Genomic DNA, 26,451 nt, shown 5'->3' on the forward strand with positions numbered 1-26,451 from the left:
GAGCCGAATACGGCAACTCTTTGAACGACGAACAGGCATTTGCGAACTGCTTCAGAGGGAAAGGTGCACCATGACTCGCATGCTGCAAGTGGTTCTGATGGGAATGCTGATCATCGTTCCCACGCGAAGTGAGTCGGCCGAGGGGCCGAACATCGTGTTTTTTCTCGTGGACGATCTCGGGGTAATGGACCTTGAACCGTATCACCCAGAAACCTTTTACGAGACGCCAAACCTGAGCCGTCTGGCATCGCGTTCCATGCGGTTTACCAGTGGTTATGGGGCCAATCCGGTTTGCAGTCCGACACGCTACAGTCTGATGACCGGGAAGTACCCGACACGAGTTGGAGCGACGAACTGGTTCTCTGGGGTGAGGGAAGGACGGTTTCGCCCTGCTCCATTGAAGGACGTGATGCCCCTGGAGGAGTTCACTCTGGGCGAGGCATTGAAGACGGCAGGCTATCGAACTGCGTTCCTTGGAAAATGGCATCTGGGACCGACCGAGAAGTTTGGACCGAAATCCCAGGGTTTTGACGTTAATATCGGGGGATTTCGGGTGGGATCGCCTCCAGGAGGATACTTCTCGCCATATGAGAACCCTTATCTCGAAGATGGTCCGGACGGCGAGTATCTGACCGATCGACTGGCGGGCGAGGCAGCTGGGTTAATCCGCGCCTTCAAAGATGATCGGTTTTTCATCTACCTTTCTTTCTATTCTGTTCACACGCCGCTTCAGGCGCTGGATGATCGGGTTGAGGCGTACCAGGCGAAAGCGGCCCGACTGAAGGTAAGCGAAGCCGATCAGTTCGCCTCGGAGGAACAAGTCTGGCCGGATGCCGGTCCAAGACGGGTACGAGTGGTGCAGAGCCACCCCACTTATGCGGCCATGGTGCAGAGCATGGATCAGGCGGTCGGGAGGGTACTGGATGAACTCGACGAGCTAGGACTGAGTGATAACACCGTGATTTGCTTTATGTCAGATAATGGTGGGCTGTCGACATCTGAAGGGTCTCCGACCTCAAATCTTCCGTTTCGAGGGGGCAAGGGATGGCTATACGAAGGAGGCATTCGCGAGCCCTATCTCATTGCCTGGCCCGGAGTCACTGACTCGGGTGGGACATGTGACGTTCCAGTGATGAGTACTGACTTTTATCCGACTTTGCTCGATATTGCGGGAATTCCTTTACTTCCGGAACAGCATCGTGATGGATTGAGTTTGGTCCCCTTGCTGAAAGGGGAGGAGGATTCACTCGCTCGTGACGCACTGTACTGGCACTATCCGCATTATTCCAATCAGGGTGGATTTCCGGGAGGGGCGATCCGATCGGGCAATTTCAAGCTAATCGAACGGTTTGAGGATGGGCGTATCCATCTTTACGATCTGTCGCGAGACGTGGGTGAGAGACACGATCTTGCCTTCGATCACCCTGAGGTGGCGGATTCCCTTCGAAAGCGCCTGCATTCCTGGTATCAGGAGGTGGGAGCAGAATTTCTTCGAGCGAGAGAAGGTGGACCGGAACCATGGACCCCGTAGTTCCGTTGAGAAATGACGCACTTTGTCTCTGTGGATTGAGTCACGCAACTCCCTTCTCCGATGTTTCTATTTGAGCGATTTCGTTGTCACCCCGCCGATTCACGCGCGATGAGTCAATGGCATTGGATTGGGCGTTGCCACCGGTCCGCGCCTGGTTTATGGAAACCTTCGGGACACCGACGAGAGCGCAACACGAAGGCTGGCCTTCGATTGCCTCTGGTCGGCACACATTAATTTGTGCTCCGACTGGAACGGGAAAAACGCTGGCAGCGTTCCTCGCAGGCCTTGATCTCGCATGGAAGGCATCGGGTTCTGAAGGCGTTAAGATTCTTTATGTTTCACCGTTGAAGGCGCTCAACTCCGACGTTGCGATCAATCTTGAATTGCCACTCACAGGGATTGTTCAAACGGCCGAGCGGATGGGTACGCCACTTCGATGCCTGAGTGTTGGGGTACGCACGGGTGACACATCCTCCTCCGAACGACGCGATCAACTGAAACACCCTCCTGAGATCCTGATCACGACACCCGAATCGTTTCATTTGATGTTGACAAGTCGCCAGCGGGAAACGCTTCGAAGCGTGACTCATGTGATCGTGGATGAGATCCACGAGCTTTGTTCCCGGAAGCGGGGTGTGAGTCTTGCTGTCTTGCTGGAACGACTCGAACGCCTCACCCCTCGCGCGTTTCTTCGCATTGGGTTGTCGGCGACGCTGAATCCGGTCAAGGAAGTTGGTGCATTCCTTGGAGGATGGCGCACCGTCTCATCGACTACGGGGCGTCGCCGGAGAGTTCGTCGACCGGTCACGATTGTTGATGCGGGGAGTTCCAAATCGATTCAGATCACGGTTCGATCGGTCGATCGCGCGGTCCCAAACATGGAACGCAACGACCTTGAAGTTCAGTTGCTCGATGTCATCCGCGACTCTCGATCGACATTGATTTTTGTGAATCACCGAGCGGAAGTCGAACGGCTCACCAATCGGTTGAATGATCTGAACGGGAAACAAAATCCGCCACAGGGTGGGGCAGAGGTACGACCGATGGTCCGGTCCCACCACGGAAGTTTAAGTCTTGAGCAGCGCCGAGCGACAGAAGCAGCACTCAAGGACGGGAACCTTTCGGCCGTGGTGGCAACGGCTTCCTTGGAATTGGGCATTGATGTCGGCACGATTGACCAGGTGTGTCAAATCGGCTCACCTGGAAGCGTGGCCAGAAGCCTACAACGAGTCGGTCGAGCCGGACATTCGGTGAATGAAGTCAGCCGAGCTCAACTGTTTGCGAGGACCGATTCCGAACACATTGAACTGGTCGCGCTTGCCGAAGCCATTCGGCATGGAGCTGTCGAACCTCTCCAAATTCCTGAACGATGCCTCGATGTGCTTGCCCAGCAAATTCTTGCATGCGTTGCGGTGGAATCCTGGGAGGTCGATTCGCTTTTCGAATTATTCAAACACGCTTATCCCTATCGAAATCTTTCTCGAGAAGAGTTTGATTCCGTTCTCTTCCTGCTCTCAGGTCGATCGAGTTCCATCGACATACGCGATCTCCGTGCTCGACTCCACTGGAATCGCGTTGCAAATCGATTGGAGCCTCTTCCGGTGACACGACGCCTCGCGATCCAAGGGGGAAACACAATTCCTGACGCAGGTCAGCTTCCCGTGGTACTTGAGGGAGAAACGAGACTCGGTGAACTGGATGAAGATTTTGTGATGGAACGTCGCGTGGGGGATATTGTTCAGCTCGGAACTTCTTCCTGGATGATTCGATCGATTGATCCCAAGCGCGTTCTGGTCAGTCCCGCGGAGGGACGTCCGGGAATCGTGCCCTTCTGGAGGGGAGAAGGACTGGGTCGGTCAAGCCTACTTGGTCTCCGGATCGGAGCACTTCGAAGGCAAATTGCACTTCGAGCCAAAGATGAGAACTGTGTCGAGTGGTTGTCTCAAAGTCTTTCTCTCGATCACAAGCTCTCAGAAAAGCTGGTCGCAATCATCAGAGAACAACTTGATTCGGTTGGGGTGGTGCCAAATGAGAGGCAAGTTCTCGTTGAATCGTTTTTCGATGAGTCGAAACTGTTGTCGTTCTTGATTCAGTCTCCGTTCGGAAGACGGTTCCACCTGGCCTTGAAGTTCGTGCTTCAAGGGTTCCATCGGGACCGACTGGGAATCATCCCCCTTGGTTATCATGTTGATGACGGTCTCTTGATCCAGTTTCCGGAATGGGTTTCCCCTGACTGGAACCTGTTTGAGGGAATCACTCCGGCTCAGTGTGAGACAATTCTCGTCAGAGAACTTTGGGATAGTCCTCTGTTTCAGATGCGGTTTCGGCAGGTTACAAATCGGGCCTTGCCGATGGCAAGTGCCACGTCCTCTGTTCGAACTCCACTTTGGTTCCAACGGCATCGTGCGGAAACGTTGTTCAAGTCGATTTCCGTCGATCGGGAACATCCTTTATTCCGTGAAGCGATTCGTGAATGTCTTTCCGAGGATCTTGAACTTGCCGAGCTTCAATCGTTTTTTCTGAAGCTCAATGATGGCTTCATCACGGTGGAGTCGATTCCCCTGGGAACGCCCCTCTCTCCTTTTGCCTCGGAGTTGCTTCATCAGATATCCGGCAGACTCCGATCGCAGACCCAGCGGTCGTTGAGACGTCGAAGGCGATATTGGAAGGACCCGTTTCGGGAGATCGAGCACCACGAGCCAGCGGATTCCGAACCTCGAATCGGGCCGATTGATCCTGATGCGTGCGAGCAGCTTGAAGCTCGGCTTCGAGGGCGATCCTCTCCTCCTCGAACGCCCGAAGAACTGGTGGAGTTGCTTCGGTATTGTGGGGACATCGACGAAGGAGATTACTCTCAAGCCATACAGCCGCATATTGAAGAACTGATGGATCGAGGAATGGCAACTCGAATTGATATTGCTGGAGTCGAGCTTCCCATTCGATGGATCTCGACGGAATTGCTTCCAATTTATGTCGCTGCATTCGAAGTGGATAATCTCGGGATCGAACTGGATTTTTCCAAGCATTCTCAGCACGAGCCCATTACCAGGGAGGTGGCAAGGACCCAGATCATCCGGTCCTATTTTCGGTCTCACGCTGTGGTCAATCTTGATCAGGTTGCGGCGCGTTACGGGATGCCTCTTTCAGTCGCACAAGGGATTGTTGATCATCTTGCTCGAACTGGTGAGCTCGTCCCCTTTCGTAAATCGCCTGACTCCGGCCCAGATCGGTGGATCGAACGTCGCAATTTCGACGATCTCCAGCGAATCACAATCGCATTGAGACGGAAGGAATCGGTTTCGGTTGATCCGGAAACTTTTGTCGATGTGCTTGTGACGCATCATGGACTTGATCGAGAGATCCGAACTTCTGGGGAAGCGATTGACGAAACCTTGCTTCGGCGGTTGGCGGGGTTTCCAGCACCGATCGAGTTCTGGGATTCAGAAGTGTTGGTGAGAAGGATGGGCATCTCGAATCCTCGCATTCTCGACCAGTTCTTAAGAACCGAACAGTGGCACTGGCGATGTTTGGTTGAGGATGGGGGAGAGCTTTTCCTTTCCCTGGTCCCCCCCGATTTCTCGGGAGAGTGGGGGACGATGAAGCCGGTTTCATCCATGTCTCCCGATGCAGAGACACTCCTCGGGCTGCTGAGATCGAAGGGGAGCCTCGAAACCAATGAGCTTGTCGCAAACAGTGAGATCGATCCGATTCGGGTGATCTCTGCGATTGAAGAACTCTGGAAACATGGCTTAATCGGAGGTGACCAGTTCGATCCCGTCCGACATTCGAGTCTTGGAAGGGCTTCCCTGGTGACGAGAGCACCGGTGAGTCGGAATTCGCGCCGATCTCGGAGACCTCGCGAGGCGATTCGAGGCGGGCAGTGGGAATCTTCCGACGTCAACTGGTTGGTATTCGCGAAATCTGACGTGAGAGAACCCGGAACCAATGGTTCCATCGAGACGTGGGCGAGTCTTCTTCTCAATCGCTACGGGGTCTTATGTCGCGAGACGGCCAAACTTGATCGCTGGGCTCCAGCATGGTCCGAGTTGAGAGCTGCGTTAGATCTGGCCGAGTTACGAGGCGAGGTTCGGAGAGGATATTTTGTTTCAGGGCTTTCCGGAGTGCAGTTCGCAACCGAGTCGTTCGTCGAAGCGCTCCGACAGCACCATGTTCAGGAGCAGAACTCACGGCCCGTGTTGATTTCGACAATCGATCCGGCCAACCTTTATGGATCGGGAGCGCCGTTCGCGTTCCCTCTCCGGGAAGATCTGGGAATTCGATTTGCTCGATCAAGCTCAAATCACCTTGTGTTGTTGCACGGGCGACCGGCGATTCTCTCGGAGCGTTTTGCTCGAAGGCTCACGGTGCTTCCCTGGGTCGAGGGTGAGGAGATCGAGAAGGCGTTCGGTATGTTGAGCCGATTGGTCGCTCCAGGGAGACGTGTACTCAAGATCAATGAGATCAACGGCCAGCCCGCGCTCAGGAGCAATTTTGCCGGGAGTTTGCTTCGAGCCGGTTTCGTGAGGAACCCGCCCGGGTTGGCGTTTTATGCGGGGTGGTCATCAGGCCCTTCCGCATGATAGGCTTCTTCAAGCTCGAGCACAGAAAGGGCGCTCGCTTCGTGTCACTGGACGAGGTATGGCGATGATCGATCTTCCTCCTGAGCACACGAGTGATAACCATCGCCCTTATGACTGTTTGATTATCAGTGATTTGCATCTCGGCAGCGATGTCTGTCAGGCCCGATTGCTGGAAGAATTTCTCGAGTGGGCCGCAGAACAGACCTCTGAACTGGTGATTAATGGTGACATTTTCGATGATTTGAATTTTAAGCGGCTCAGCAAACGGCATTTTGCCTGCCTGAGGAGTATCCGAAGGCATTCAGATCGCGATGATCTTCGACTTACTTGGATTCGAGGCAATCATGACGGGGCGGCCGACGTCATTAGTCATATTGTGGGTGTCGATTTTCTTGACGAATATGTTTTTGACAATGGCACGATTCGTTTGCTCATTCTTCATGGAGATCAGTTTGACCACTTTATTACCAAATACAAATGGATGACCTCGGTTGCGTGTGGCCTTTTCTACGTGATTCAGAAATGGGTGCCCCACCGCGCCGCTCGGTGGATCCGGCGGATTTCAAAGCGGTTTCAACGCAATAGCGAGGTGGTGCGTGATGGCGCTGTGGATTACGCCCGTACCAAGTCGTGCGATCACGTGACCTGCGGACACACGCATGCGGCGTTCGAGTGCGAGATTGACGGGATTCGATACGTCAATAGTGGGACCTGGACCGAGCACCCCCCCTGCCCGTTTGTTGCCGTTGTGGGCAATCGAGTCTGGTTGGAGAAATGGCCGTTGAGTGATCCTCAGCCGCTCGCGATTGTGATGGATCGAGCGGGTCGAACCTCTCCTTCGGAGGCGAGCGAGGATTGAGTTGAGGTGTTTGGCCGACACCGGCTCGGAATCCGGGATTGCGTCGGCCGGATCGCCCATCCTACGATACAACCAAGATGTCGTTTCACCGGCAGGGCGTAGGGCTTTGGAACGCGCACTTTCCGGTTTATTGAGAGTCAAGCCTCGGTGAGGAGGCGGAGGTCAGCGTGTCGAGCGATCAGACCCGGATCGAAAAGGATTCGATGGGGAGCATGGAGGTTCCCAGGGACGCCTATTACGGGGCTCAGACCCGTCGGGCCGAGTTGAACTTCCCGATCAGCGGTCTTCGAATGCCTCGGGCGATGATCCGATCGCTCGGGCTGATCAAGAAGGCCGCCGCCCAGGTGAACCGGGACCTCGGTCTGCTGGACCCGAAACTGGCTGAGGCGATCGTTTCTGCCGCCGACGCAGTGGCCGCTGGGCGGCACGACGACCAGTTTGTTGTGGACGTGTTCCAGACCGGGAGCGGCACCTCGTCGAACATGAACACGAATGAGGTGATCGCGGGGGTCGCCAATGAGTCCTTGACCGGCCAGCGAGGCGGTAAGAGCCCCGTCCATCCCAACGATCACGTCAATTACGGTCAATCCTCGAATGATGTGTTTCCGACGGCGATCCACCTGGCAGCCTTCGAGGGGATCGAACGTCAGCTGATCCCTGCGATGAGCGAACTGGGCCGTCGGTTGAAGCAAAAAGCCGCGGAACTGGATGGAGTTGTGAAGATCGGCCGCACTCACCTGCAAGATGCGGTGCCGATCCGGCTGGGACAGGAAATCTCGGGATTCGCTGCCCAGGTGGATCATTCGATCCGTCGCCTTTCAGCCGTTCGGGAGGCTCTGGGTGAACTCGCGATCGGAGGGACTGCTGTTGGGACCGGTCTGAATACGCACGAGGAATTCCCTGAACGGATGGCGGCGAAGCTTTCGGAAGAACTCCGCCTGGCCTTCCGCCCTGCGACGAACCACTTTGAGGCGATGACCAATAAGGACGCGGCCGTTGAAGCGTCGGCAGCATGCAAGACGGTCGCAATCAGCCTCTCAAACATGGCGAATCAGATCCGATGGCTCGCCTCGGGACCCCGTTGTGGAATTGGCGAGCTAATGATTCCCGAGCTTCAGCCGGGCAGCTCGATCATGCCAGGGAAGGTCAATCCGGTGATCCCCGAGGCGGTGATGATGGTTGCGGCCCAGGTGGTGGGGAATGATGCGACCATCGGATGGGCCAATGCGCTGGGTTCGAATTTCGAGCTTAACGTAATGATGCCGGTCCTGGCCTATAACTTGCTTCAGTCGATTTCATTACTGACCAGCGCAGCCAACGTGCTGGCAAGCCGTTGTATTCAGGTCGATGCGGAGGTGGTCGTCTTCGGTGAGGTTCGAGGCCTTGAAGCAAACGTGGAGCGTTGTCACGCCCTGATTGAGCAGAGCCTGGCCATGTGCACGGCGCTGGCTCCTCGAATCGGCTATGATGCGGCGGCAGCGGTGGCCAAGGTGGCGTCCAAGACCGGCCGGAATGTCCGAGACGTGGTGAACGATCTTGTCGGCAAACCCGTGGCAGATTACGAAGCGATCCTGGGAGTCGCAGCCTCTCCCGCGGCTCAAGCAACGGGTCCTCTGCGTCAGGCGGAGGTTGATCAACTGCTCGATCCGATGCGACAGACGCACCGAGGGACAGGCAGTTGACCGGCTGAGTGCCTGGAGCTCAGAGCCTTCCTTCTGGCCACGCACAGCAGCGGGATATCAATGATGGATAAGGCCGACCAAATCAATCGCGTCGAACACGATGTTGAAGATCGGTCGGCCGATTCCGCGCCGATCATCATTGTCCAACGCGGTCGAGCAACCTGGGGACGGGAACTCCTGTTGCTGCTTCTTCTGCTGTCGACCGCGTCGTACATCGTCTATCAGGAATATCGAGGTCCATCGGTCATTCTCCGAAACCCACCAAGGCAAGAAGCCCGCATGGTGGATTCTGTTCCGGTCGCAGCGATCACTCCAGGCAATCTGGTGATTCGAGGTGCGGAAGGTGGAGAACGAGAGTCCGAGTCGACGCCGGCCAATCGGCTCCCGAATCCGTCCGAAAACGCCGCTGAGGAGAGTCGTTTCATCGAATCGAATTCGAACGTCATTCCTGCCGAAGGGCTTCCCGGAGGTGGAGGAGTTGACCCCTCTGATGGCCTGGAGGAGCTCGGGGGAAACGAAGCCGAGGCCCTTGAGAACCCGGTCGTCGATCCCTTCGGATTTCCCGAGCCGTTGAATGACCCTCGAGAACCCTCGTCAGAGGAACCAGAGCGTTTGCCTGATGCTGAGGTTCCTCGCCGCGCGAGCGCGGTGATTGTCTGGGATCAGGACCGTCTCCATCGGCCGCCGATCGCACCTCGGGAGGAGGCGGATCGCCTCGCCGATCATCAGCGAGGTGATCATCTGGAGGCGAGACGGGATCGCCAGGAGAACGTGGAGCAAGTCAGAAGCGACACACCGGAACGCCAGGTTGCAGTACAGACCCTCGCGCAGCGGCGTCATTTCCTGCAGTGTCTTGCCCTGGCGATTCGCCAGTACGGACGTCAGGCTGGTCCGCACATTGACGGGCTTTGCCGTGATTACCGCATCCCCTTACCGTTCGAGGTCGTGCAACTGGAGCAACACTATGGTGCCAATGTGTTCCTTGCAGGTGGAGACCTTGAGCAGACCATCACTTCGCTCAGGCGTCTCGGGGCTCCAGAGAGCTATCTTGTGGAGCAGTTGAGCGAACAGATGACTCGGACCATCGGCGCTCGGCACGGTCCTCGGAACGCCATGGAAGCCAAAGTTTTCGCAGCTCGAAAGTTGCTAGCGATCCCACTGCCGGATGAGAGTGAAGTCCAAAAGACTTCGCGACCCTCGATCGGCGGATGATGCAGGTCTCGAGGAATCGGGGTCGGTATGCTGGTTCAGTCTGAAGCGACCTGATTGCGTTGATGGTGTGAGGCCCATCGGGCATTAATCCAGTCAACGAGATCCTGAGCATAGCGGTCTGGGTCTGGCTCGAACTCAAGAGTGTGGTGGGCGTCGGGATATTCGATGATCGTTTTGTCGAGACTCTTCAGCCGTTCCAGATAGGCCCGTGTGCGATCGTTGTTGACGATCCGATCATGCTCGGCGAGCATGAGGAGACAGGGCTGTTCGACTCGGGAAGGAGCTCGCCGGGCTTTTCGATCGAGAAACGTACTGGCAGCCAGGAGTGCGGCCGAGGCGGTTCGGAGACTCAAGGGGTCGTTCGCAATGAAGCGTTGGGCCTCGGGGTTCGCGGTGAAGAGTGCGGGATCTGCCAGTGGAATGGGGAAATGAGCCTTTCTGTTCACAAAGAATGCGGCTGCAATTCGGAGGCGTTCGGAGGTTGAGACCCCGACCCTTGGCTCAAGTCCTGGACAGATCAAGGCAATTCCTTGGATCAAATTGGGTTGTCGGGCCGCGGAAGTGACGACTAGCTTTCCTCCCCAACTGATTCCTCCAAGGATGACCGGCAAGGACGGGTGAGGCTCACGAACACTCCGGCAGATTTCGAGGACGTCCGTGATGAGCCTTCCGGAGGAGGGACAATGTCCGCGATCTTGATGATTTGAACCCGACCCGCGACGATCTGGGAAATGGGCTTCGATCCCTGACTCGGCAAGCGATCGACCGAGCCGATGATACCAACCGGCGTGGCTCTGAACTCCGTGGAGGATGATGCAGATGGCATGCGGTGCCACCGTCGGCTTCCATCGCGTGACCTGAATCGGGTAACCGTCCGTGGTGTGAATCCGGTGTGTGGTCGACTCAATCATGGTGTGAGTTCTCGTCGAGCAACCGTCATTCGTTCGAGCGGAGCATGCTGAACGGCCACTCCCAGGCCAGGGCCGGAGAGCGGCTCGGCCCATCCTCCGTAACGGAATGTGATGTCAGGAGCAGTCAGGTTCTCGGCCAAGACGTGGCGATCGTACGACCCTTCCAGATAGCGAAGACCGACCAGGTTGGATGCCAGGTGGCGACCAGCCGCAGAGAGGATACCTGATTCTCCGGGATGACATCCGAGTTGCACACCCAGCCCATGTTCAACGGCGAGATTAATCAGGCGGAGGGTGGGAGCGATTCCGCCACACTTCGAGATCCGAACGTTGAACAGATCAGCGAGACCAGAATCGATTGCTCGATGGGCGTCGGGCTCTCCGCAAAGGGATTCATCGAGCATGATCGGAATCCCGAGTTGTGGACGCAGTTCGGTCAGTCGCTCGACTTCGAGGTGCGGGACGGGCTGTTCCAACGCAGTTGGATTGAATTCGCGCAACGGAGCGACACGTTCGAGCAATTCGTCGGCCGACCAGGCTTCATTCGCATCGATACGAAGATCCGTTGATCTTCCCAGAATACTCCGGAATTGCCGAAGACGTGCCGGGTCATCCTGGCCTGAGACTCCAACCTTGACCTTCACCTGATGAAAGCCATATATCCTCATCTTCCAGGAAGAAATCCGTTCCTTTCGTGCTCCATTTGCGGTGATGGCACCGCTGTATCGCACCGGACCGGGAGTGCTCCGGAGGTAGGATCGACCGGTCAGAAGCTGTCGGATTGCGTCTGAGAGGGATTGCCCAAATCGCCGACCGTAGGCATCGAAGAGTGCGAGTTCCACGGCGCATCGTGCTGCATTGCCGAACATTCCACGGGGATCGTTCTCAATGCTGGGGAGTCGGATCGAGGCAATCCGAGCGACAGCGTCTACAAAATCGGAGGGTGATCCAACTTGCTGGGCGACCTCTCCGGTTTCGAGAGCGTCAAAGGTCGTCTCGATTGTCTCACCCGTCACATACGAGCGTGGCACACCCTCGCCGAACCCGACGGTCCCATCCTCGAGCGTAACCCGAACGATCAGGCTGTCACTGACTGTTCGCTCATACGAAGCGTGCTTGATCGCTTTTTTCAACGGCAGGGCTAAATGAATCCCCTCAATCCTGACCAAGCCCATCGAAATCCCCCAGCCGAGCGTCTCTTGATCACTTTGCCCAATTCTACCCCGAGAATTCGAATGGAGCGTGCACCAGCTCACTCCAGTGGGTTGACTATATGATGAAGGGCCCCTCGTGGTGATTCTCGCGACGATCCCCACCGGTTGCGAACCGATCAACCACGAATCCTGAGTGAGGGATCGAGGGGGATCGCGCTTGATGTGTCAGAGGGAACGGGGTCAATGGAACCCGATGGGTCCTCGGGGGTTAGAAGAAGAACATCGACATTCCGACGGTGGCGAGGAGTAAACCGCCGGCCGCGCCGAGTGATCGTTGCAAGAGGGAAGAACCACGGAAACGAGGGGTCAGTCGTCGGAACCATCCGGCACAAAGAGCAACTCCGAGTAGCGTCGCGGAGGCCCCAAGACTGAACGCCAGAAGTAGGACCACGCCAAGCACCAAGTTTCCGACGACCCATGCCATAGCGAGCAAAAGCACCGCGTCCCAGCAGGGAATCGCCCCAATGGCCAGGCCGGTGAGAATCGCTTCGCGAGGCGAGAGAAGCGCGGTACCTGGCGAATCGGTCTTCGGTGCCAGACCGTTCAGCATGGTCCCGAGACGCCAGGTGCCAAGAATGGCAAGGAAAAGGCCGACCGATCGGGTCATCGGACCATCAATGTTCCCCAACTGCGGAGGGAATACCAAGACCGCGATCACGGCCAGGATCACCGCCAGGATGAGATGAGCTCCTGCGGCTGAGCTTGCGAGCAGGAGACCCTGTTGGACCGGGTGATCTCCCTGGATCGAAGCTCCGAGGACGACGGATTTCCCGTGGCCGGGCTGTAGAGAATGGGCTGCTCCGAGGAGAAGGGCAGCCATGAACACGATGACGCGAGGGGTCTTCGACGACTCCCAGAAGAGCCGGGTGAGCCGTTGCGGTTCGACTCGATCACCTCCCGCAGGAATTGCATCCTCTCCCGATTCGGATTGAGGATCAGACGGCACCGGGAGTTGAGCGGTGAGGGCAACAGCCGAGTGGTCCAGGGGAAGATAGTCAATCGAGACTTCACGGGTCTGACGTTCCTCCTCGTCGGACAGCAGAAAGATCGGAACGTCTTCGACCTCATCAAGTTCGGGCGGCCCGTTGTATCCGTTGATTTGGGTTGTCGCATCGTGGCGAAGGGCGAGCCGACTGATCCCGTAAGATGAGGAATAATTCGAGTCCAGGACGCGAAGGTGGCCCTGGTCGGGAATCGAGGCCTGGAAGACGAATCGGAGGAGCAGATGCTCCTCAAAGTTCACAGCCACGTCGTCGATAGTCCAGGACAGTTCGGTTTGGTCGACGGTGGCCAGCAACCCTCGGGCATTCAGGGGGGCGATCATGCGCGCATAGCCCTCGATCCGATCAATTCGATCGTCGCCTGCACGTTCTGGAGCGAGTCGCTTGAGATCTTGATAGAGCGTCCACTCGGTCTGGCTGACCTCGTAAACGACCTGAAGCGAGGGAGGGTCGAGAATGATTTGAATTGCCCGATCCACCCGCTCATTCGGGATGTCGTGAGCCTGCGCAGGTTCCTGGGCGACGATCGAAATGACAAGGACGATCGCGACCCAAAACCAGGAGAACGTAACAGTTGGCAATCTAACCCGCGGCTCCCGGATGATCGGCCTGATAGAATTTTTCCATTGCTCGGGTGACAACATAGATGACGACATTCCGGCTGACCGGCTTGGCCAGGACACAGAACGCGTGAGCTGACAGAGCTTTGCGTAAGAGGTTGTCGTCCTGATCGGCCGAGATGAGGATCATCGGCAAGACCCCCTTGATCTGCCGGATCAACTGCATCGTTTCCAGGCCGCTGAGGCGAGGCAAGTGCATGTCCATCAAGGCGAGATGGACCACCTCGTCGCGAGCGATATCAACGGCCTCCTCCCCGGTCTCCGCCAGGAGGGTCCGGTAGCCGGCAGGCTCGAAGATCTCGCGGAGCGACTCTCGGGTCTCGGAGTCGTCGTCCGTGATCAGGATCGAGAAAGGAGAATCGCCAGGCACGGGACGTATCTCACCCAACAGGCGTCAGATCGGTGTGAGGTCACTCGGAGGAGACGGCAAATTGTAGACCGGAGCGGAATTGAAGTCGAGAATTGTCTGCCGATCGGTCACAAGCGACAGTTTTTCAAGAAGTTATGGCTGAGAGGGTCATGATGAGAAGTTGACTCATGTCGGCGGATCCCTTGGTCGAGAGTGCCAGTTTGGCAGATCAAGCAACGTGTGTCTGTCGCAACCACCCCAACAGGTCATTCTGGTTGGGCGGTAGCGAGGCGATCTATTGGGAGGGTGATCGGCCGTCCGAACCGGACGGCAGGGTCGAATGCGTCGGTTGTGTTGAGCTCATCCAGGTTGGTCTGAATATCGAGAAAGTGATAGCGTTCGAGCAGTTGCCCGTCGGCTGCGGTTGCCTCAAGAAGGACAGGCAGGCTTGTTGATTGATCAACCACCAACCTCCAGAATTCGCCTTCGGGAGTCGTTCGCAAGACTTCGAGACAGGTGACCTCGAAATCGTCAGGAACATGAGGCCCTTCAAGAGTGAAGTTGCCCAGAGTGGGATCTCCTGATCGGACTCTATCAACCTGTGTTTTCGTCTGAGTGAGAATGTGGAGCAGACCCGCTTCGGTGATCGGATGACGGCTATTACTCAGGGCCAATGGGCTTGAGGGTTCAAGCTGCATGGGAGGAACCGGGATGAGGGTTTTCCCCAGCTTGATGTGCATCATTCCATTGCATTCGGTCTCAGAATAGAGCACCTCCCGCCCTCGGTTCGGCCCGTCGGGCCATTCCAGGCGAACGGCAAAGGGTTCTGTCCTGACATTGAGCACAACCGTTTCAGCTGGTTGAAGCGAGTCTCGAACGCGTTCCTGTCGATCCAGCGTGACTCGGTAATTCTGGATACTGGTTAATCGAGCGATCCCCTGATCCATCAGGAGATCAATGGCGTCGAGCGGATCGGTCGGCTCCGGAGCGGGGGGTGCAGGAGGGGAGGAGGCAAAGCTGGTTTCAGGAGCGTTGGTGGGACGAGGATTGGTCGGCGGATCAGGATGATCGGCCAAGAATCGCTCCGGCTCCGGTTCAGTCGGAGCGAGAGTGGGATCGGCTAACGGCATGGCACCAGGCGCAGGAGCATTCAACGGTCTGGGGGACGGAATCTCGAGGGAATCGCTCGGACGAGCGTTCAGGTTCAGTTGTGAGGCGTAGGAATCTGTCGCTCCCGTTCCGTCCTGGACCGGGGGAACATGGTTGGGGGCGGACGTCAGCCGATCCCCGCCGATCCGAGGGTTCCAGGTCTTTTGAAAGGGAGCACAACCTGAGACCATAATCATCAGAACCGCCGTGAGGTCACGAAGCGGCAAGACATGCAGGCGGAGTTCGCTTCTATGCTGACCCGATGTCATCCCTTTGGCCTCCGAGCCGGGACATGGTGACATCCGTGTCCGCTTGCCGATCGCGAGATCGGCTCAACGGGTTTCGGGGATATTGACTCCACCGATCAGACGGAGCGGTCAGGCCGCTCCGGACTGCTTGGACTCGTCGGCAAAGGTAAAGGTCGAAATGACCTTTAGATCCGAGAGCAAGCAAGGTTGTTTATACTGCTCAAGGGTGCCACCAGTCGAGGCCAATCGGCGCGATCGGAAATCGCCCCAGGAGCCAGGAACGACCCGACGGACCTGGATCGGACCCAGGCGATGGGTGTCTCGCTTGTTCTCGTACTCGACATTTTGGCGACAGAGTTCCTGATCAATCCGCTCGGCGAGAAACTTTGGATCAATGACTCCGGGAAGATCGTCGCTTTCGACGAGCAAGGAATAAAACGGAGGATCACCCCAGGTCGGCAGCACGATGAATGAACCCAGGGTCAGCCCGAGTTCCTGCTGAACGGTCTTCAAGGCACCAACGACCTGGAACTCGGAGAGTTTCTCTCCAGTCATGCTGGAGATGTGGGAGCCTTTGTTGAGGAAGGTCAATAACGGAGCTCGACCCTCAAACCCGACACACTGCACCAGATCACGAATCTGATAGCGGTAGAGACCTCCGGCGGTGGTCAGGAGGATGAAATAACGACGTCCTTCCACGAGGTCGGCTGCTCCGATGGCTTCAGGCTGATCGGCGTCTTCGGCTTCCTCGGGAATGAACTCGAAGTAATGATGCTGGTAGTCGAGAATGCCGGCTGGGGAGTGGTCTTCGACGGGAATCGTCATCCGACCTTCGGAGGCAATTAAGCCGGGGTCTCGGATCGGGGCTTCACCGAAAACGTCACTGAACTGGTTCAGGTAGGCTCCCATCGTGCCACCAGTCCAGTTGGCAACCAGTTGCAGGTCGGTCCAGTAGTCCTTGGGAAGCAACTGACCGGTCCGGTTCACGACCTCCTCCAGGCGACGGGCCGTGCCAGGACGACGAAATCGGGTCCGCAACCGAAGGTTCTTGCGGACGTCGTCCGGAATCTCCCACTTCGGATCAATCCGTCCGTCGCGGAGGTCGCGAATCAACGTTTCCTTCTCTCGATCCCCGAGTCGAGCGATGCCGAGCAGGGTGCTGGGATTGGCGGCAATGATCGCTCCGAGGTTTCGAGCCACGGAGAGGCGAAGCGCGACATAGTACTTGGCTTCGACCTGTTTGATCCGGGACGCCGCCGGGGGCATGCAGTAATTCAGTCGAACGAGCGGGTGCTGCATGGCGGCGGTCAGGCCGGTGATCGCCCCGCATGGGATTCCGGCGGAGGTGGATGATTCCCGCCAGTCGCTCGCGAGTTGCAAGATCGGCCGCATGCCGTCGCGCAACATTCCTTCGTGGGCATCAAAGGCAAGGATGCCCCAGATCTTCCATCCATCTCGGTAGGCGTTAAGCGATTCTCGGGTGACGGGAATTGTCTTGGGACGGGCGGTGGTGCCGGAGGTCATGGCAAACATCATGACCTCGGTTTTGGGACCGAAGAGGGCGTGGGTATGCCCTTCTCGAACGCGAGCCAGATAGGGCTCCATTTGATCATAGTCGCGGATGGGAACCCGTCGTTGATAATCCTCAGGAGACTGGATCGAGGAAAAGCCATGCTCCCGACCGAAGTCGCTGTCGGCATGGCGGCGCGTCAATTCCAGCAACCGATTGCGCTGGATTTGATCGGCCTCGGTCGTGGCTCGAAGAAATTCGCGGGCGAGTCGCCGGGCCCGCTCGGCCATGGGTGCGCCCGCCCACCGGCGAATCACATGGAACATCGGGTCTTTGGCTCGACGAGGAAAGAGGAGTCATCCCACTCAGAGCCTTTTGAGTGAACTCGAAGGCCCTCAACATCCCTGCGTCAGCATGAGACGACGAGTTCGCTCAACTGTCAACCCGAGACGGTTGATCGGTGAGCGGAGGATAGCGAGACTTCCAGAAGAAATGGTTCGACGACCTGCCCATCAACTTCGGAGAGTTCGACCTGAGACGAACGGGCACGGGGTGCTGAATTCCGGAAGAAGGTTGACACACGGCAGCGGTACTCGTCGGGAGAGATTTCCCGGCAGCGATTATGCTTGGCACCAGGGACGAGCCAGAGTTCCTTGGGCTCCCGAGCGGCGTCAAACAGGCCCTGGGCGATCGAGGGTCCGATGTAGGCGTCTCGTTGACCGTGGATCATGAACAAGGGACGGGGCGTCAGTCGAGCCGCGGCTCGCTCAATGTCTGGGAAGACGCGACGAAGACGCCACTGCGAGCGGAGTCGCCCGACCCATCCCACGAAGGCGAACATTGAGACCGGCATATACCGCCAGATGAACCACCGGCCGACATAAATCTCCGCCCAGCGAAGAATATAGGCCAACATGGTGCCGCGCGTCGGGAAGGCACCGTCGGTGGCGACGGCCCAGACATCCCTGGCATCGGCGGCCACGCAGAGGGCGGTTCCCCCTCCGCGACTGACACCGAACAGGGCGAAACCGGCAGGATCGCGATCTGGTCGCGTTCTCAGATAGTTCAGTGCTGCTTGAAGGTCGCGAACCTCCCGACCGCAGACCCATTGGAAGGGCTCGTAACCTTCTTCGATATCACTATTTCCGTGATTGCGGAAATCGAAGGTGAAGAGGTCGAAGCCTTCATCCCGAAGGGAATCGGCGTAGGCGAGCGCACTCCAGCGATTTCCAAGAAATTCGTGGCAAAAGACGATGACCCCGAGTCGTTCAGGAGAACGAGTCCGGAAATAACTTCCGACGAGTTCCAGCCCATCGTTGGTGAGGAAGGTGACTTCTTCCGCTTCGGGCAAGGGATCGACACGAAGCGGGAAGAAGACCGGCCTTTCCTCGAAGATCCGGCTCACATACGGAGTGTACCGGACCAGGATGTAGACGACGAACGTCAAAATCCCAATCACGGGCAGAAGGGTAAGGAGCAGAACAACCTGGGTGCTGGACACGTGGTGATCACTCCAGACGGACGAGCGTCGTCAAGTCGAGCCGACACACAACGAGAGTCGGACAGGGGGTCAGTGAAACGTCAAGGAACGAGGGTCAATCTCGATAACGTCCGAGAATCAACGCGATATTCTGCCCACCAAAGCCGAAGCTGTTGGAGAGAGCAAGGTTCACCTTCAAGGAACGGGCTTCACCGGGGATGTAGTCGAGGTCGCAATCGGGACTCGGATGGTCGAGGTTGGCCGTGGGCGGGACGATTCCGTCTCGAATGGCGAGCAGACACACGATGGCCTCGACACTGCCGGTGGCTGCGATCAAGTGGCCCATCATACTCTTAGTGCTGGAGATGGGGATATTGTATGCCCGATCCCCGAGAGATCGCTTGATCGCAAGGGTTTCGATGCGGTCGTTGACTTCGGTGCTGGTTCCGTGAGCATTGATGTAATCGATTTGCTCTGGGGAAATGCCCGCATCGCGGATCGCTTCGTTCATGCAGGTGATCGCACCTCGGCCTTCATCATGACTGTCGGTCAAGCGGAAGGCATCAGCCGTCGAACCGTAGCCGAGGATTTCCCCGTAGATCCGCGCACCACGGCGGGTGGCATGCTCGAGTTCTTCGAGCATGAGCATGCCGGCACCCTCTCCGATAATGAAGCCGTCTCGATCACGATCGAAGGGTCGGCTGGCATGTTGTGGGTCGTCGTTACGAGTTGAAAGGGCGGTCAACAGATTAAATCCAGTGACTCCGAACGGGTGAATCATACTATGGGTGCCGCCGGAGAGCATCACGTCTGCGTCACCGTAGCGGATCAACTCAACGGCTTCACCGATCGCCTGGGCGCTGGCGGCACAGGCGGTCAGACAACTGGCATTCGGTCCGCGAGCATCGAGATAACTTGCGAGATGTGCAGAAGCGGTGCCAGGCTCTTGTTCAGCCTCGTGGATCGGGTGCAGACGATCCAGACCTTGCCGGACGAACGAGGCCATGTCGACGCGATTCGTTTCCTTGCTGGCTCGATGCACGAGGTCGACAAACCGAGGGAAGTCTTGCTGCCCCTCCCCTGCTCCAAGATAAACGCCGAACGAGGCCGGATCGGGTCGAGCGTCCTGTGAATAACCGGCATCGTCAAACGCCATTTTGGCTGCGGCCAGGGCAAACTGAGTATTTCGGGAAAACTCGTTGTAGCGTTCCCAATCAGCGATGTAAGCGTTCAGGCGAAAATCCTTGACTTCCGCTGCGATCTGGGTTGGAAAGGTGCTGGCATCGAACAAGGTAATCCGATCAACCCCGCTGCGCCCTGCCAGCAAGGCATTCCAGGTCGATTCCAGGTCGGCCCCGACAGGGGTAACCATTCCCATCCCGGTAACGACGACGCGACGTCGCATAAGTGATTCCTCGGGCAACGCGGCCGATGACGCCCAGATTGCTGGTGAAATGCTCAGAAGGAGACTCAATCCACGGGGCCGACCCGGACAGCGAGGGCGGCAACTTGCCCGTAACGGTTCAGGTTCAGATTGACGAAGACGGGATTCTCGGTTGGTCGGGGATCACCGTGAACAACGTCGATCTCGCACCTGGGATCCGGATTGTCACAGTTCAAGGTTGCGGGGATCAAGCCAGCCTGTGTCCCGAGGAGACTGGCAATCAATTCGATGGCACCGCAACCACTGGCCGTGTTTCCCGTATAACCTTTTAATCCAGTTACTGGAACAGATCGACCGAAGACTCGATGGTACGCTCGAGCCTCTGCCAGATCGGAGTCGATCGTTCCCCAACCATGGGCGTTGACGTGCCCGAGTTGTTCAGGGGTCAGTCCGGAGTCTCGAAGGACGCCTCGAACCGCCAACTCTGTTCCGCGTCCCTCGGGGTCGATGCCGTTCGAAGGATTAGCATCACAGGCTGAAGAAAACCCAAGCAACTCGCCGTAGATAGTTGCCCCTCTGCGTTGAGCATGTTCGAGTTCTTCAATGACGAGAATGCCAGCCCCTTCGCCGGGAACAACCCCACATCGATGGGTGTCAAACGGACGGCAAGCGCCCGAGGGTTCGCCTTCCCACGTGCAGTTCACCTTGTTGAGTTTCATGCGAATGAAGCTCAACGGGTGAATCTTGGAGTCGGCTCCTCCGGTGATCATGACGTCAGCCTGGCCGCGCTGGATGATCCGAAATGCTTCACCGATCGCGGCATTGGCGGCGGCTTCACCCTGGGTGATGGTGTTGCTTGGTCCTCGACAATCATTCAAAATCGAGATGTGGCACGCGAGCATGTTTGGTAGGTATTTGAGCATCCAAAGAGGCTCAATTTCGGGGATGCCGTCGCGTCCATAGACCTCGAAGTCGAACGAGCCGTCCGCTCGGGTGGCAAGATTGATGGCGGGTGCCAGTTCGTCGAGATCGGTCGAGATCATCCCTGCCCCGAGATCGATCCCGATTCGGTCCGGTTCAATCTGCCCCTCAACCAGTTTCCCATCCACCACGGCCAGTTCGGCAGCGGCGACCGCGAGTTGAATATCGCGGGCCATGTACTTCAGGTTCTTTTGTAGGGCCTTGCGGTGCTTGTCGATGGCAAGCGATTTCGGATGAAAGTCGAGGACTTCACCGGCGGCGTTGCTTGGAAGACCATCAATCACGAAGGAAGTCAGCTGATCCACGCCGCCGCGTCCCTCGCGCAGCGCCGACCAGTTGGCCTCGAGGCCGATTCCGAGCGGGGAGATCAGCCCCAACCCGGTGATCACGACGCGGCGTTTAGGAACGACGACCATGAGCAAGACCTGAAACAGGACGTTAGTACTCGTTGGGGAAACATCAAGCAAGAGCTTCCCGATCAACCAGCAGGGGGAACAAACGACCAGCGATCAGTCAGTTAGTCATGCTGACCAGCGAGATCTTGACTTGGCTCGGTCGGGGAAAGATCGGTGGTGTCCCCTGGAGCCTCAGTGGTCTCGTCTGGAGGCGGTAATTGCCGGGCGCGGTCCTGGGCTTTGGCCAAATCCAGCACTCCGAGGAGTTGCTGAGTAAAGACAAAGTTCTTCGGCCCGAAGATCTGGTTTGATCGTGACTGGTCGAGATGGGCAAAGACGATCTCAACGTCGGCAAGCAACTGGCCGTCGAGAAACGCCTTAGCGTCGACAACAGCTCCTTCGCTACGAAGGTCGGCAAGCGTGACTTCATAGATTAGTTGATCACCCGCACAGGCCACACCATGAAATTCGGCCCGGGGAATTTTTGCCAGGACGACCTTTTCGGCAAAGCCTTTCGCTTCACCGACCAGGATGCCACCCGTCTGCGCCAGACCCTCGATGATGAGCGAGGCAGGCATGACCGGATACCCCGGGAGGTGATCGTGAAGATGTTCCTCGGCCAGAGTCAGGTTCTTGATCGCCTTGGCGAACTCACCGCTCCGAAACTCAAGGAATTTGTCGATCCAGATCCATCTCATGGCGGGACCGCAGGGGGGTAGGGCGACAGACCGATCCGACACGAGAGGGGATAACGTCTGTCGCGGAGACGGCTCGAACGAGTCTCGGGTCCCGACTTCGAGACCCGGTTATGCCAGTCAACACGCGGTCAAGAAGCTCAGGATTTGGTCCCGTCGAGCTTGTTCGAGACGTATTGCACCAATGTCTCAACCGTGTAGAGATTCATCAATTTGTCGACCTGCGGGTCGGCTTCGAACTCGGTAAGGTCAGCAAACGGCATCCGCTGCTTGATCTCGATCAGGCCCTTGGAGGTGAGTTTACCGTTCTCGGTGAACTCGGGATCGGAAATATTTTCCGGGAACAGCTCACCACGGGGAATCTTGATACTGAAATTCCGTTCGAGTCGGAACACGATATCAAGGAGGTCGATTGATTCTGCGCCGAGGTCGCCAAAGAGGGTTGCGTCTTGGGTGACGTCTTCCTCGTCAACTCCGAGAGCATCGACGAGAGTCGACTGGACCTTCTGGTAAATTTCTTCGTGGGTGGGCATAGTTCCCTCGATCTGCGTGGTGTGGAGAAGGGTCAAAACGGAATCAAGGGAGCCGGAATCTCCGACCGGCTGCAACCAGTGATCCACGTAAGGAAGGGGGAAGGGTCCGAATCGAACGGGCCATCCTCGGCCTCGACGAATCGAAGGTGTCGATCGGGGCGCCTCGGGCGAGGAGATCATCATGACCGGTTTCCCGAATCTTTGCAACATCATCGGCCAGGACTGACCATGACTGGAGTCCATCAACCGATTCGGGTCACGTGGGGCAAATCCAATTCCGGTTCCGATCAGGAGGATCGGGTCGGGCTGTTCATCACCGCGGGATCGAGGACCGATCCGTTGCGACTCATGGCTTTGGCTGCGACTGAGCCTTTACGAAGCGTAGCGTAGAGGTCTCTCATCTGCTCGACGATCTGGGTGTCGGTTCGATGAAGCGCTGGATCACGCTCGCGAAGGTTGTAACGCATTAAGGTAAATCGACCGCCGACCATGACCTGATCGTCGATGACTCCTTTTCCCTTGAATTCGGTTTCTCGATCTCCATGTTTGATCAGGTCAACCTGGAGCACCAGACGACGGCCAGGCTCTACAAAACTGCCGTATTTGATCGTCCGGGCTTGCTTGAGCAAGATCACGCTATGAGAGAAGTCTTCCATATCTCGAATCAGCCAGGCCCCTGCCTGAGCGAGTGCTTCGAGCATCAAGACTCCAGGCATTACAGGGAAGCCCGGAAAATGGTCGGCCAAATACTCTTCTCCGAGCGAGAGATTCTTGACCGCCTCGAGGCGCCTGCCAGGCTCGAGGTCGAGGATCCGATCAATGAGCACGAATCTCATGGATGCTTCTCAACTCAAGGTGAGGCCCGGTCGGAGGTTCGAGGGTCGCAGGGCGACTCAATATGCGTGCATCAGGGCCGACGGATGATCGTCGGCACACTATAATCAAGACCGGACGGAACCAACAAGGCTATCCCCGTGCACGGCAGTAAGTTACCTTGGAAATCTCCTTCAGTCTATCTCCCGAGCCAAGCCGGTCAAATGGAAGCCCTGGGCAACTTCGCTTGCCATAATTTCCTAATTCCCCCATTCCGCACAATCGGTGCGATGGGAAGCTTTTTTGCCTTCCTCTTTATTCATGAGCGTCACGACCGATGATTGCATCCTGGTTGACCAGTCTGGTCATGGTTGGCGTCGTGGTGATGGAGCGATCAGACCCTCCCCTGGTCTGGTCTCCCTCAGGTGATTGGATTGCATTCGCAGTTGCGACGCCGTCAGTTGAGCATTCCTTGGCTCGCTTTCCGTTTTTTCCGACAGACAAAGGAGATCAAGTCGAACTCGGGAAAACGTCGTCCGACGATCTCAGTTCGGGGCTCACCTTCCGAATCTGGGCGGTTCGGGTATCGGATGGTCAAGCGCTGAAGGTTGCAGAAAGCGCTTACCCGCTGACCTCCCCGGCCTGGGGACCGGATGGTCAGGGACTGGCGTTTGCTCAGGTGGTTGAGGATGAACAGGACCGCACGCTGCGTTGGGAGGTGATCATTGCCTACGGTGAGGATCGAGAGGTCATCACCAGTCGGCCGTTGCAGAGCGAACCTGATCGAGGCGAAACGCTCCTCGCGGAGGCAGTTGTCTGGGAGCCAAGGGGGGCAATTCTGGTAGTCCCTGATCCTGATCGCATAGCGGTCGAATTGATCGATCACAGGAATAGGGCGACGCTTAGGCGGATTGAGGACGCTCGATTCGTCTCGTTTTCTCCCCTGGGAAACCGGATGAGCTTTTTTCGGTCACGAGGAGATCAGTGGGAACTGGTCGAGAGCGATTTGGATCTGGGGCCAGAAGTGGACCGGCCGATTGATCTCGTCGCTCGAATCGATCAGCCTGCGATCTGGACCTCGGACGGCCAGTCGCTGCTCTACTTGAAGCTGGGGAATCCGTCGGCTGAGGGGCGACAAACGCGTTTGTTCAAGTATCGAGTGAGTGAACAGATCACCCAAGAGGTCAAGGAGGTCGAGAGTCCAGCCTTGCCTGGGGAACAGATTCTCGGCTCATATCTCTGTGTGGGAACGGATGGACTCGATCAGTTCTTTGTCGTTCAGTTCTCGGGTCGATCAACGGCGATTGCGTACCATCAAGGAAGCCATCCCCTTGATCGGATTCATCCGTTCTCAGGCCTGGGGATGATTGGGGCACCAAGTGTTTCTCCCGACGGAGACCAACTCGCCCTCCGATTTGGCGGACCGGGGGTGAGATCACTTCCCGCGCGACTCACCCTGAGGGAAAAGACGCTTCGACCGTTGATTCCCGATGATGAACTCCGAGCTGCATGGATTGTGGCTCTTGGTGAAGCTGCGGAACCGGCCTCAGCGACTGTTCAACGGCCGACCCGATTACCCCTCGGCGCCGAGCTCGGCGACCTTGGTCCGTCTCCAGCAACATACAAGAGGCTCGCAGACGTGGGGACTCGACTGACCAGGGACTTGGAAACCAATCCCGTCAGCCGATCACTCAGAGTGCGACCGATCGCCTTCTTTTCCTACCTCCAAGGAGATTACGAAAAGGTTGATCGAGTCATGCTCGAACTCACACGAACGGCAATGAATGCTGACCAGGCACTCAGAATCCTGGGGTTTCAGGCACAGCTTTGCCTGGCACGAGGTAAGGACCGAGAGGCGAGCGAGATGATCGACTTTATTCGTCATCAACGTCGCCATCAGGTCGCCCGCGTTGAAGAGGACGGCAACGGTGGGTATACCGTGACACAGGGCGTTTCCGACACACGATCCTGGCCTGACGAGCTCTGGAACGTTTCACAGAATCGTGTGGAACCGAGATCGGCCAATCGACTGGAACCGCCTGCCTCTCCCCCGCAGACGGCTCCCTCGCCATTCGATGCCGTGGTCACGCCAGAGGGTTCTCCTCGCTCATCAATTCAGAATCGACCTCCTCGACAGGACCCGTGAAGGGGGATCAAAGTACCGTGAAAAGGACGATCTGAGCGATTCGGACCATGCTTGTTCGCTGCGAGGTCGTGATGGTCCCTTCTTCGACCCAACCGGCGATTCGGCCCACCATGCCTTGCATCATGACGCGTTGGGGACCCGGAATACGAAGCTGTTCCTGGTGTTCGAGGAGTTGACCCAGGACCAACCCAATCGCTTCAGCCTCCTCGATCCAGGGCCTCCGTTCCGAATCCCACGCTGGCAGCACTTCCGCGGAGCCAGCCTGGCGAACGAAGCGTTCGATCAAGGTCGTTGCGGCAGTGAGCTTGGTGTAGTCGATCGTCTCGGGAACGTCGTCAGGTGTGTGATAAACGGGATTTTCTCCCGTAGAGAAGAACAAGAACGGAATCTGCTTCCAGCGAAATGGTCCATAATCGCTTCGATCGATGACCAGAAGGTCTGCGCCGACAATTCCGAGATCGAGCGGCAGACCGGCAGCAGCATCAGTGATCCAGGGTCGCAACTCTGGACTGTGTTCGGTTCCCATTACGAACAGGGTGTTCTCGCAAATCCCGGCGAACGATCGCCCGAGCATGTCAGCAGTCAGGAACAGCCCAATCTGCTCCAGAGGGACTGGTGGTTCCCTAACAAAATGCTGAGAGCCAAGTAACCCCTCTTCCTCCAGGTCAAAGAAGACAAAGAGAATTCCTCGGGAGGGGCGATCTGGACCTTCCACGATACAGCGGGCGACTTCGAGCACCATGGCAACCGCCGAAGCGTTATCATCGGCTCCGGGATAGAATTGGCCACCCCGGATCCCGAGGTGGTCATAGTGAGCCGACAGGATCAGCCAGTTCGCGTCTCGATCAGGATCGGTTCCTTGAATTCGTGCTGCGATATTGCGCCCGTTCAAGCCTCCGGAAGTGAACTCCTGGTCATAGCGATCGCCAAAAGCCGGCTCCAATCCGAGTTCCTGAAGACGTTCGATGATAAAGTCGCCCGCGGCGCGACCTCCCTCGCCCCGTCGTCCTTCCAACTCGGGCGACGCCAGGTGAAAAACGTCATTTCGAAGTCGAGCCAGTTCCGGACTGGCCGCAGTCGATTCGGTTAATGAACTCACGCAGATCAGGATTGGAAGCGTGATGACGAGCAGACGGCGCATGGATCCTCCTCCTGGAG

Annotated in this window: 19 protein-coding genes; 6 read left to right on the top strand and 13 right to left on the bottom strand. The window is 57.2% G+C overall.

Annotation, left to right across the window (positions count from 1 at the left end):
• The first annotated feature begins 70 nt into the window (after positions 1 to 70).
• The 5 genes from HG800_RS10500 (at position 71) to HG800_RS10520 (ending at position 9,864) form a co-directional block, all read left to right on the top strand.
• On the top strand, positions 71 to 1,531 hold the full coding sequence (locus tag HG800_RS10500) for a sulfatase (RefSeq protein ID WP_169976580.1): 1,461 nt from the start codon (positions 71 to 73) through the stop codon (positions 1,529 to 1,531).
• 158 nt (positions 1,532 to 1,689) lie between these two features.
• Positions 1,690 to 6,111 carry a DEAD/DEAH box helicase gene (locus HG800_RS28405; RefSeq protein ID WP_390622629.1) on the top strand — a complete coding sequence of 1,474 codons (4,422 nt, stop codon included), beginning with the start codon at positions 1,690 to 1,692 and terminating at the stop codon, positions 6,109 to 6,111.
• 64 nt (positions 6,112 to 6,175) lie between these two features.
• Positions 6,176 to 6,970, top strand: coding sequence for a UDP-2,3-diacylglucosamine diphosphatase (locus HG800_RS10510; protein WP_235963578.1), 795 nt, complete (start codon positions 6,176 to 6,178; stop codon positions 6,968 to 6,970).
• 167 nt (positions 6,971 to 7,137) lie between these two features.
• On the top strand, positions 7,138 to 8,652 hold the full coding sequence (locus HG800_RS10515) for a class II fumarate hydratase (protein WP_169976583.1): 1,515 nt from the start codon (positions 7,138 to 7,140) through the stop codon (positions 8,650 to 8,652).
• Between the two features lie 60 nt (positions 8,653 to 8,712).
• A complete protein-coding gene (locus tag HG800_RS10520; RefSeq protein WP_169976584.1) occupies positions 8,713 to 9,864 on the top strand; it encodes a hypothetical protein in 1,152 nt (383 codons plus the stop codon).
• A gap of 35 nt (positions 9,865 to 9,899) precedes the next feature.
• Here HG800_RS10520 and HG800_RS10525 read toward each other — a convergent pair whose 3' ends face one another.
• The 12 genes from HG800_RS10525 to HG800_RS10580 form a co-directional block, all read right to left on the bottom strand.
• Positions 9,900 to 10,868, bottom strand: coding sequence for an alpha/beta fold hydrolase (locus HG800_RS10525; RefSeq protein ID WP_315852011.1), 969 nt, complete (start codon positions 10,866 to 10,868; stop codon positions 9,900 to 9,902).
• Entirely contained in the window at positions 10,772 to 11,950 is a 1,179-nt protein-coding gene (locus HG800_RS10530) for a dipeptide epimerase (protein WP_169976586.1), read from the bottom strand. Before HG800_RS10530 ends, HG800_RS10525 begins: the two co-directional genes overlap by 97 nt.
• 247 nt (positions 11,951 to 12,197) lie before the next feature.
• Positions 12,198 to 13,571: a HoxN/HupN/NixA family nickel/cobalt transporter gene (locus HG800_RS10535; RefSeq protein ID WP_169976587.1), complete on the bottom strand. Its 1,374-nt coding sequence runs from the start codon at positions 13,569 to 13,571 to the stop codon at positions 12,198 to 12,200.
• A gap of 1 nt (position 13,572) precedes the next feature.
• Positions 13,573 to 13,980 (bottom strand): response regulator, encoded by a 408-nt coding sequence (locus HG800_RS10540; protein WP_169976588.1) that lies wholly within the window; start codon positions 13,978 to 13,980, stop codon positions 13,573 to 13,575.
• A 245-nt stretch (positions 13,981 to 14,225) separates the two neighbouring features.
• Positions 14,226 to 15,377, bottom strand: a complete 1,152-nt coding sequence (locus HG800_RS10545; RefSeq protein ID WP_169976589.1) for a DUF1571 domain-containing protein — start codon at positions 15,375 to 15,377, stop codon at positions 14,226 to 14,228.
• Positions 15,378 to 15,485: 108 nt separating this feature from the next.
• Entirely contained in the window at positions 15,486 to 17,192 is a 1,707-nt protein-coding gene (locus tag HG800_RS10550; protein WP_169976590.1) for a GH3 auxin-responsive promoter family protein, read from the bottom strand.
• A gap of 113 nt (positions 17,193 to 17,305) precedes the next feature.
• Positions 17,306 to 18,367 (bottom strand): alpha/beta hydrolase, encoded by a 1,062-nt coding sequence (locus tag HG800_RS10555; RefSeq protein WP_169976591.1) that lies wholly within the window; start codon positions 18,365 to 18,367, stop codon positions 17,306 to 17,308.
• Between the two features lie 94 nt (positions 18,368 to 18,461).
• A complete protein-coding gene (gene fabF / locus HG800_RS10560; protein ID WP_169976592.1) occupies positions 18,462 to 19,751 on the bottom strand; it encodes a beta-ketoacyl-ACP synthase II in 1,290 nt (429 codons plus the stop codon).
• Positions 19,752 to 19,816: 65 nt separating this feature from the next.
• Positions 19,817 to 21,178 (bottom strand): beta-ketoacyl-[acyl-carrier-protein] synthase family protein, encoded by a 1,362-nt coding sequence (locus tag HG800_RS10565; protein ID WP_235963581.1) that lies wholly within the window; start codon positions 21,176 to 21,178, stop codon positions 19,817 to 19,819.
• Positions 21,179 to 21,228: 50 nt separating this feature from the next.
• Positions 21,229 to 21,804 (bottom strand): 3-hydroxyacyl-ACP dehydratase FabZ family protein, encoded by a 576-nt coding sequence (locus HG800_RS10570; RefSeq protein WP_235963584.1) that lies wholly within the window; start codon positions 21,802 to 21,804, stop codon positions 21,229 to 21,231.
• 137 nt (positions 21,805 to 21,941) lie between these two features.
• Positions 21,942 to 22,334 (bottom strand): acyl carrier protein, encoded by a 393-nt coding sequence (locus tag HG800_RS10575; protein ID WP_169976593.1) that lies wholly within the window; start codon positions 22,332 to 22,334, stop codon positions 21,942 to 21,944.
• Positions 22,335 to 22,621: 287 nt separating this feature from the next.
• Entirely contained in the window at positions 22,622 to 23,170 is a 549-nt protein-coding gene (locus HG800_RS10580) for a 3-hydroxyacyl-ACP dehydratase FabZ family protein (RefSeq protein WP_169976594.1), read from the bottom strand.
• Between the two features lie 314 nt (positions 23,171 to 23,484).
• On the opposite strand from HG800_RS10580, the gene HG800_RS10585 reads away from it, so the two are divergent.
• Positions 23,485 to 25,293: a PD40 domain-containing protein gene (locus HG800_RS10585; RefSeq protein ID WP_169976595.1), complete on the top strand. Its 1,809-nt coding sequence runs from the start codon at positions 23,485 to 23,487 to the stop codon at positions 25,291 to 25,293.
• Positions 25,294 to 25,300: 7 nt separating this feature from the next.
• Here HG800_RS10585 and HG800_RS10590 read toward each other — a convergent pair whose 3' ends face one another.
• Positions 25,301 to 26,434 carry a M28 family peptidase gene (locus tag HG800_RS10590; RefSeq protein ID WP_169976596.1) on the bottom strand — a complete coding sequence of 378 codons (1,134 nt, stop codon included), beginning with the start codon at positions 26,432 to 26,434 and terminating at the stop codon, positions 25,301 to 25,303.
• Between the last annotated feature and the right edge of the window lie 17 nt (positions 26,435 to 26,451).

It is taken from the genome of Tautonia rosea (assembly GCF_012958305.1).
Lineage (GTDB): Bacteria > Planctomycetota > Planctomycetia > Isosphaerales > Isosphaeraceae > Tautonia > Tautonia rosea.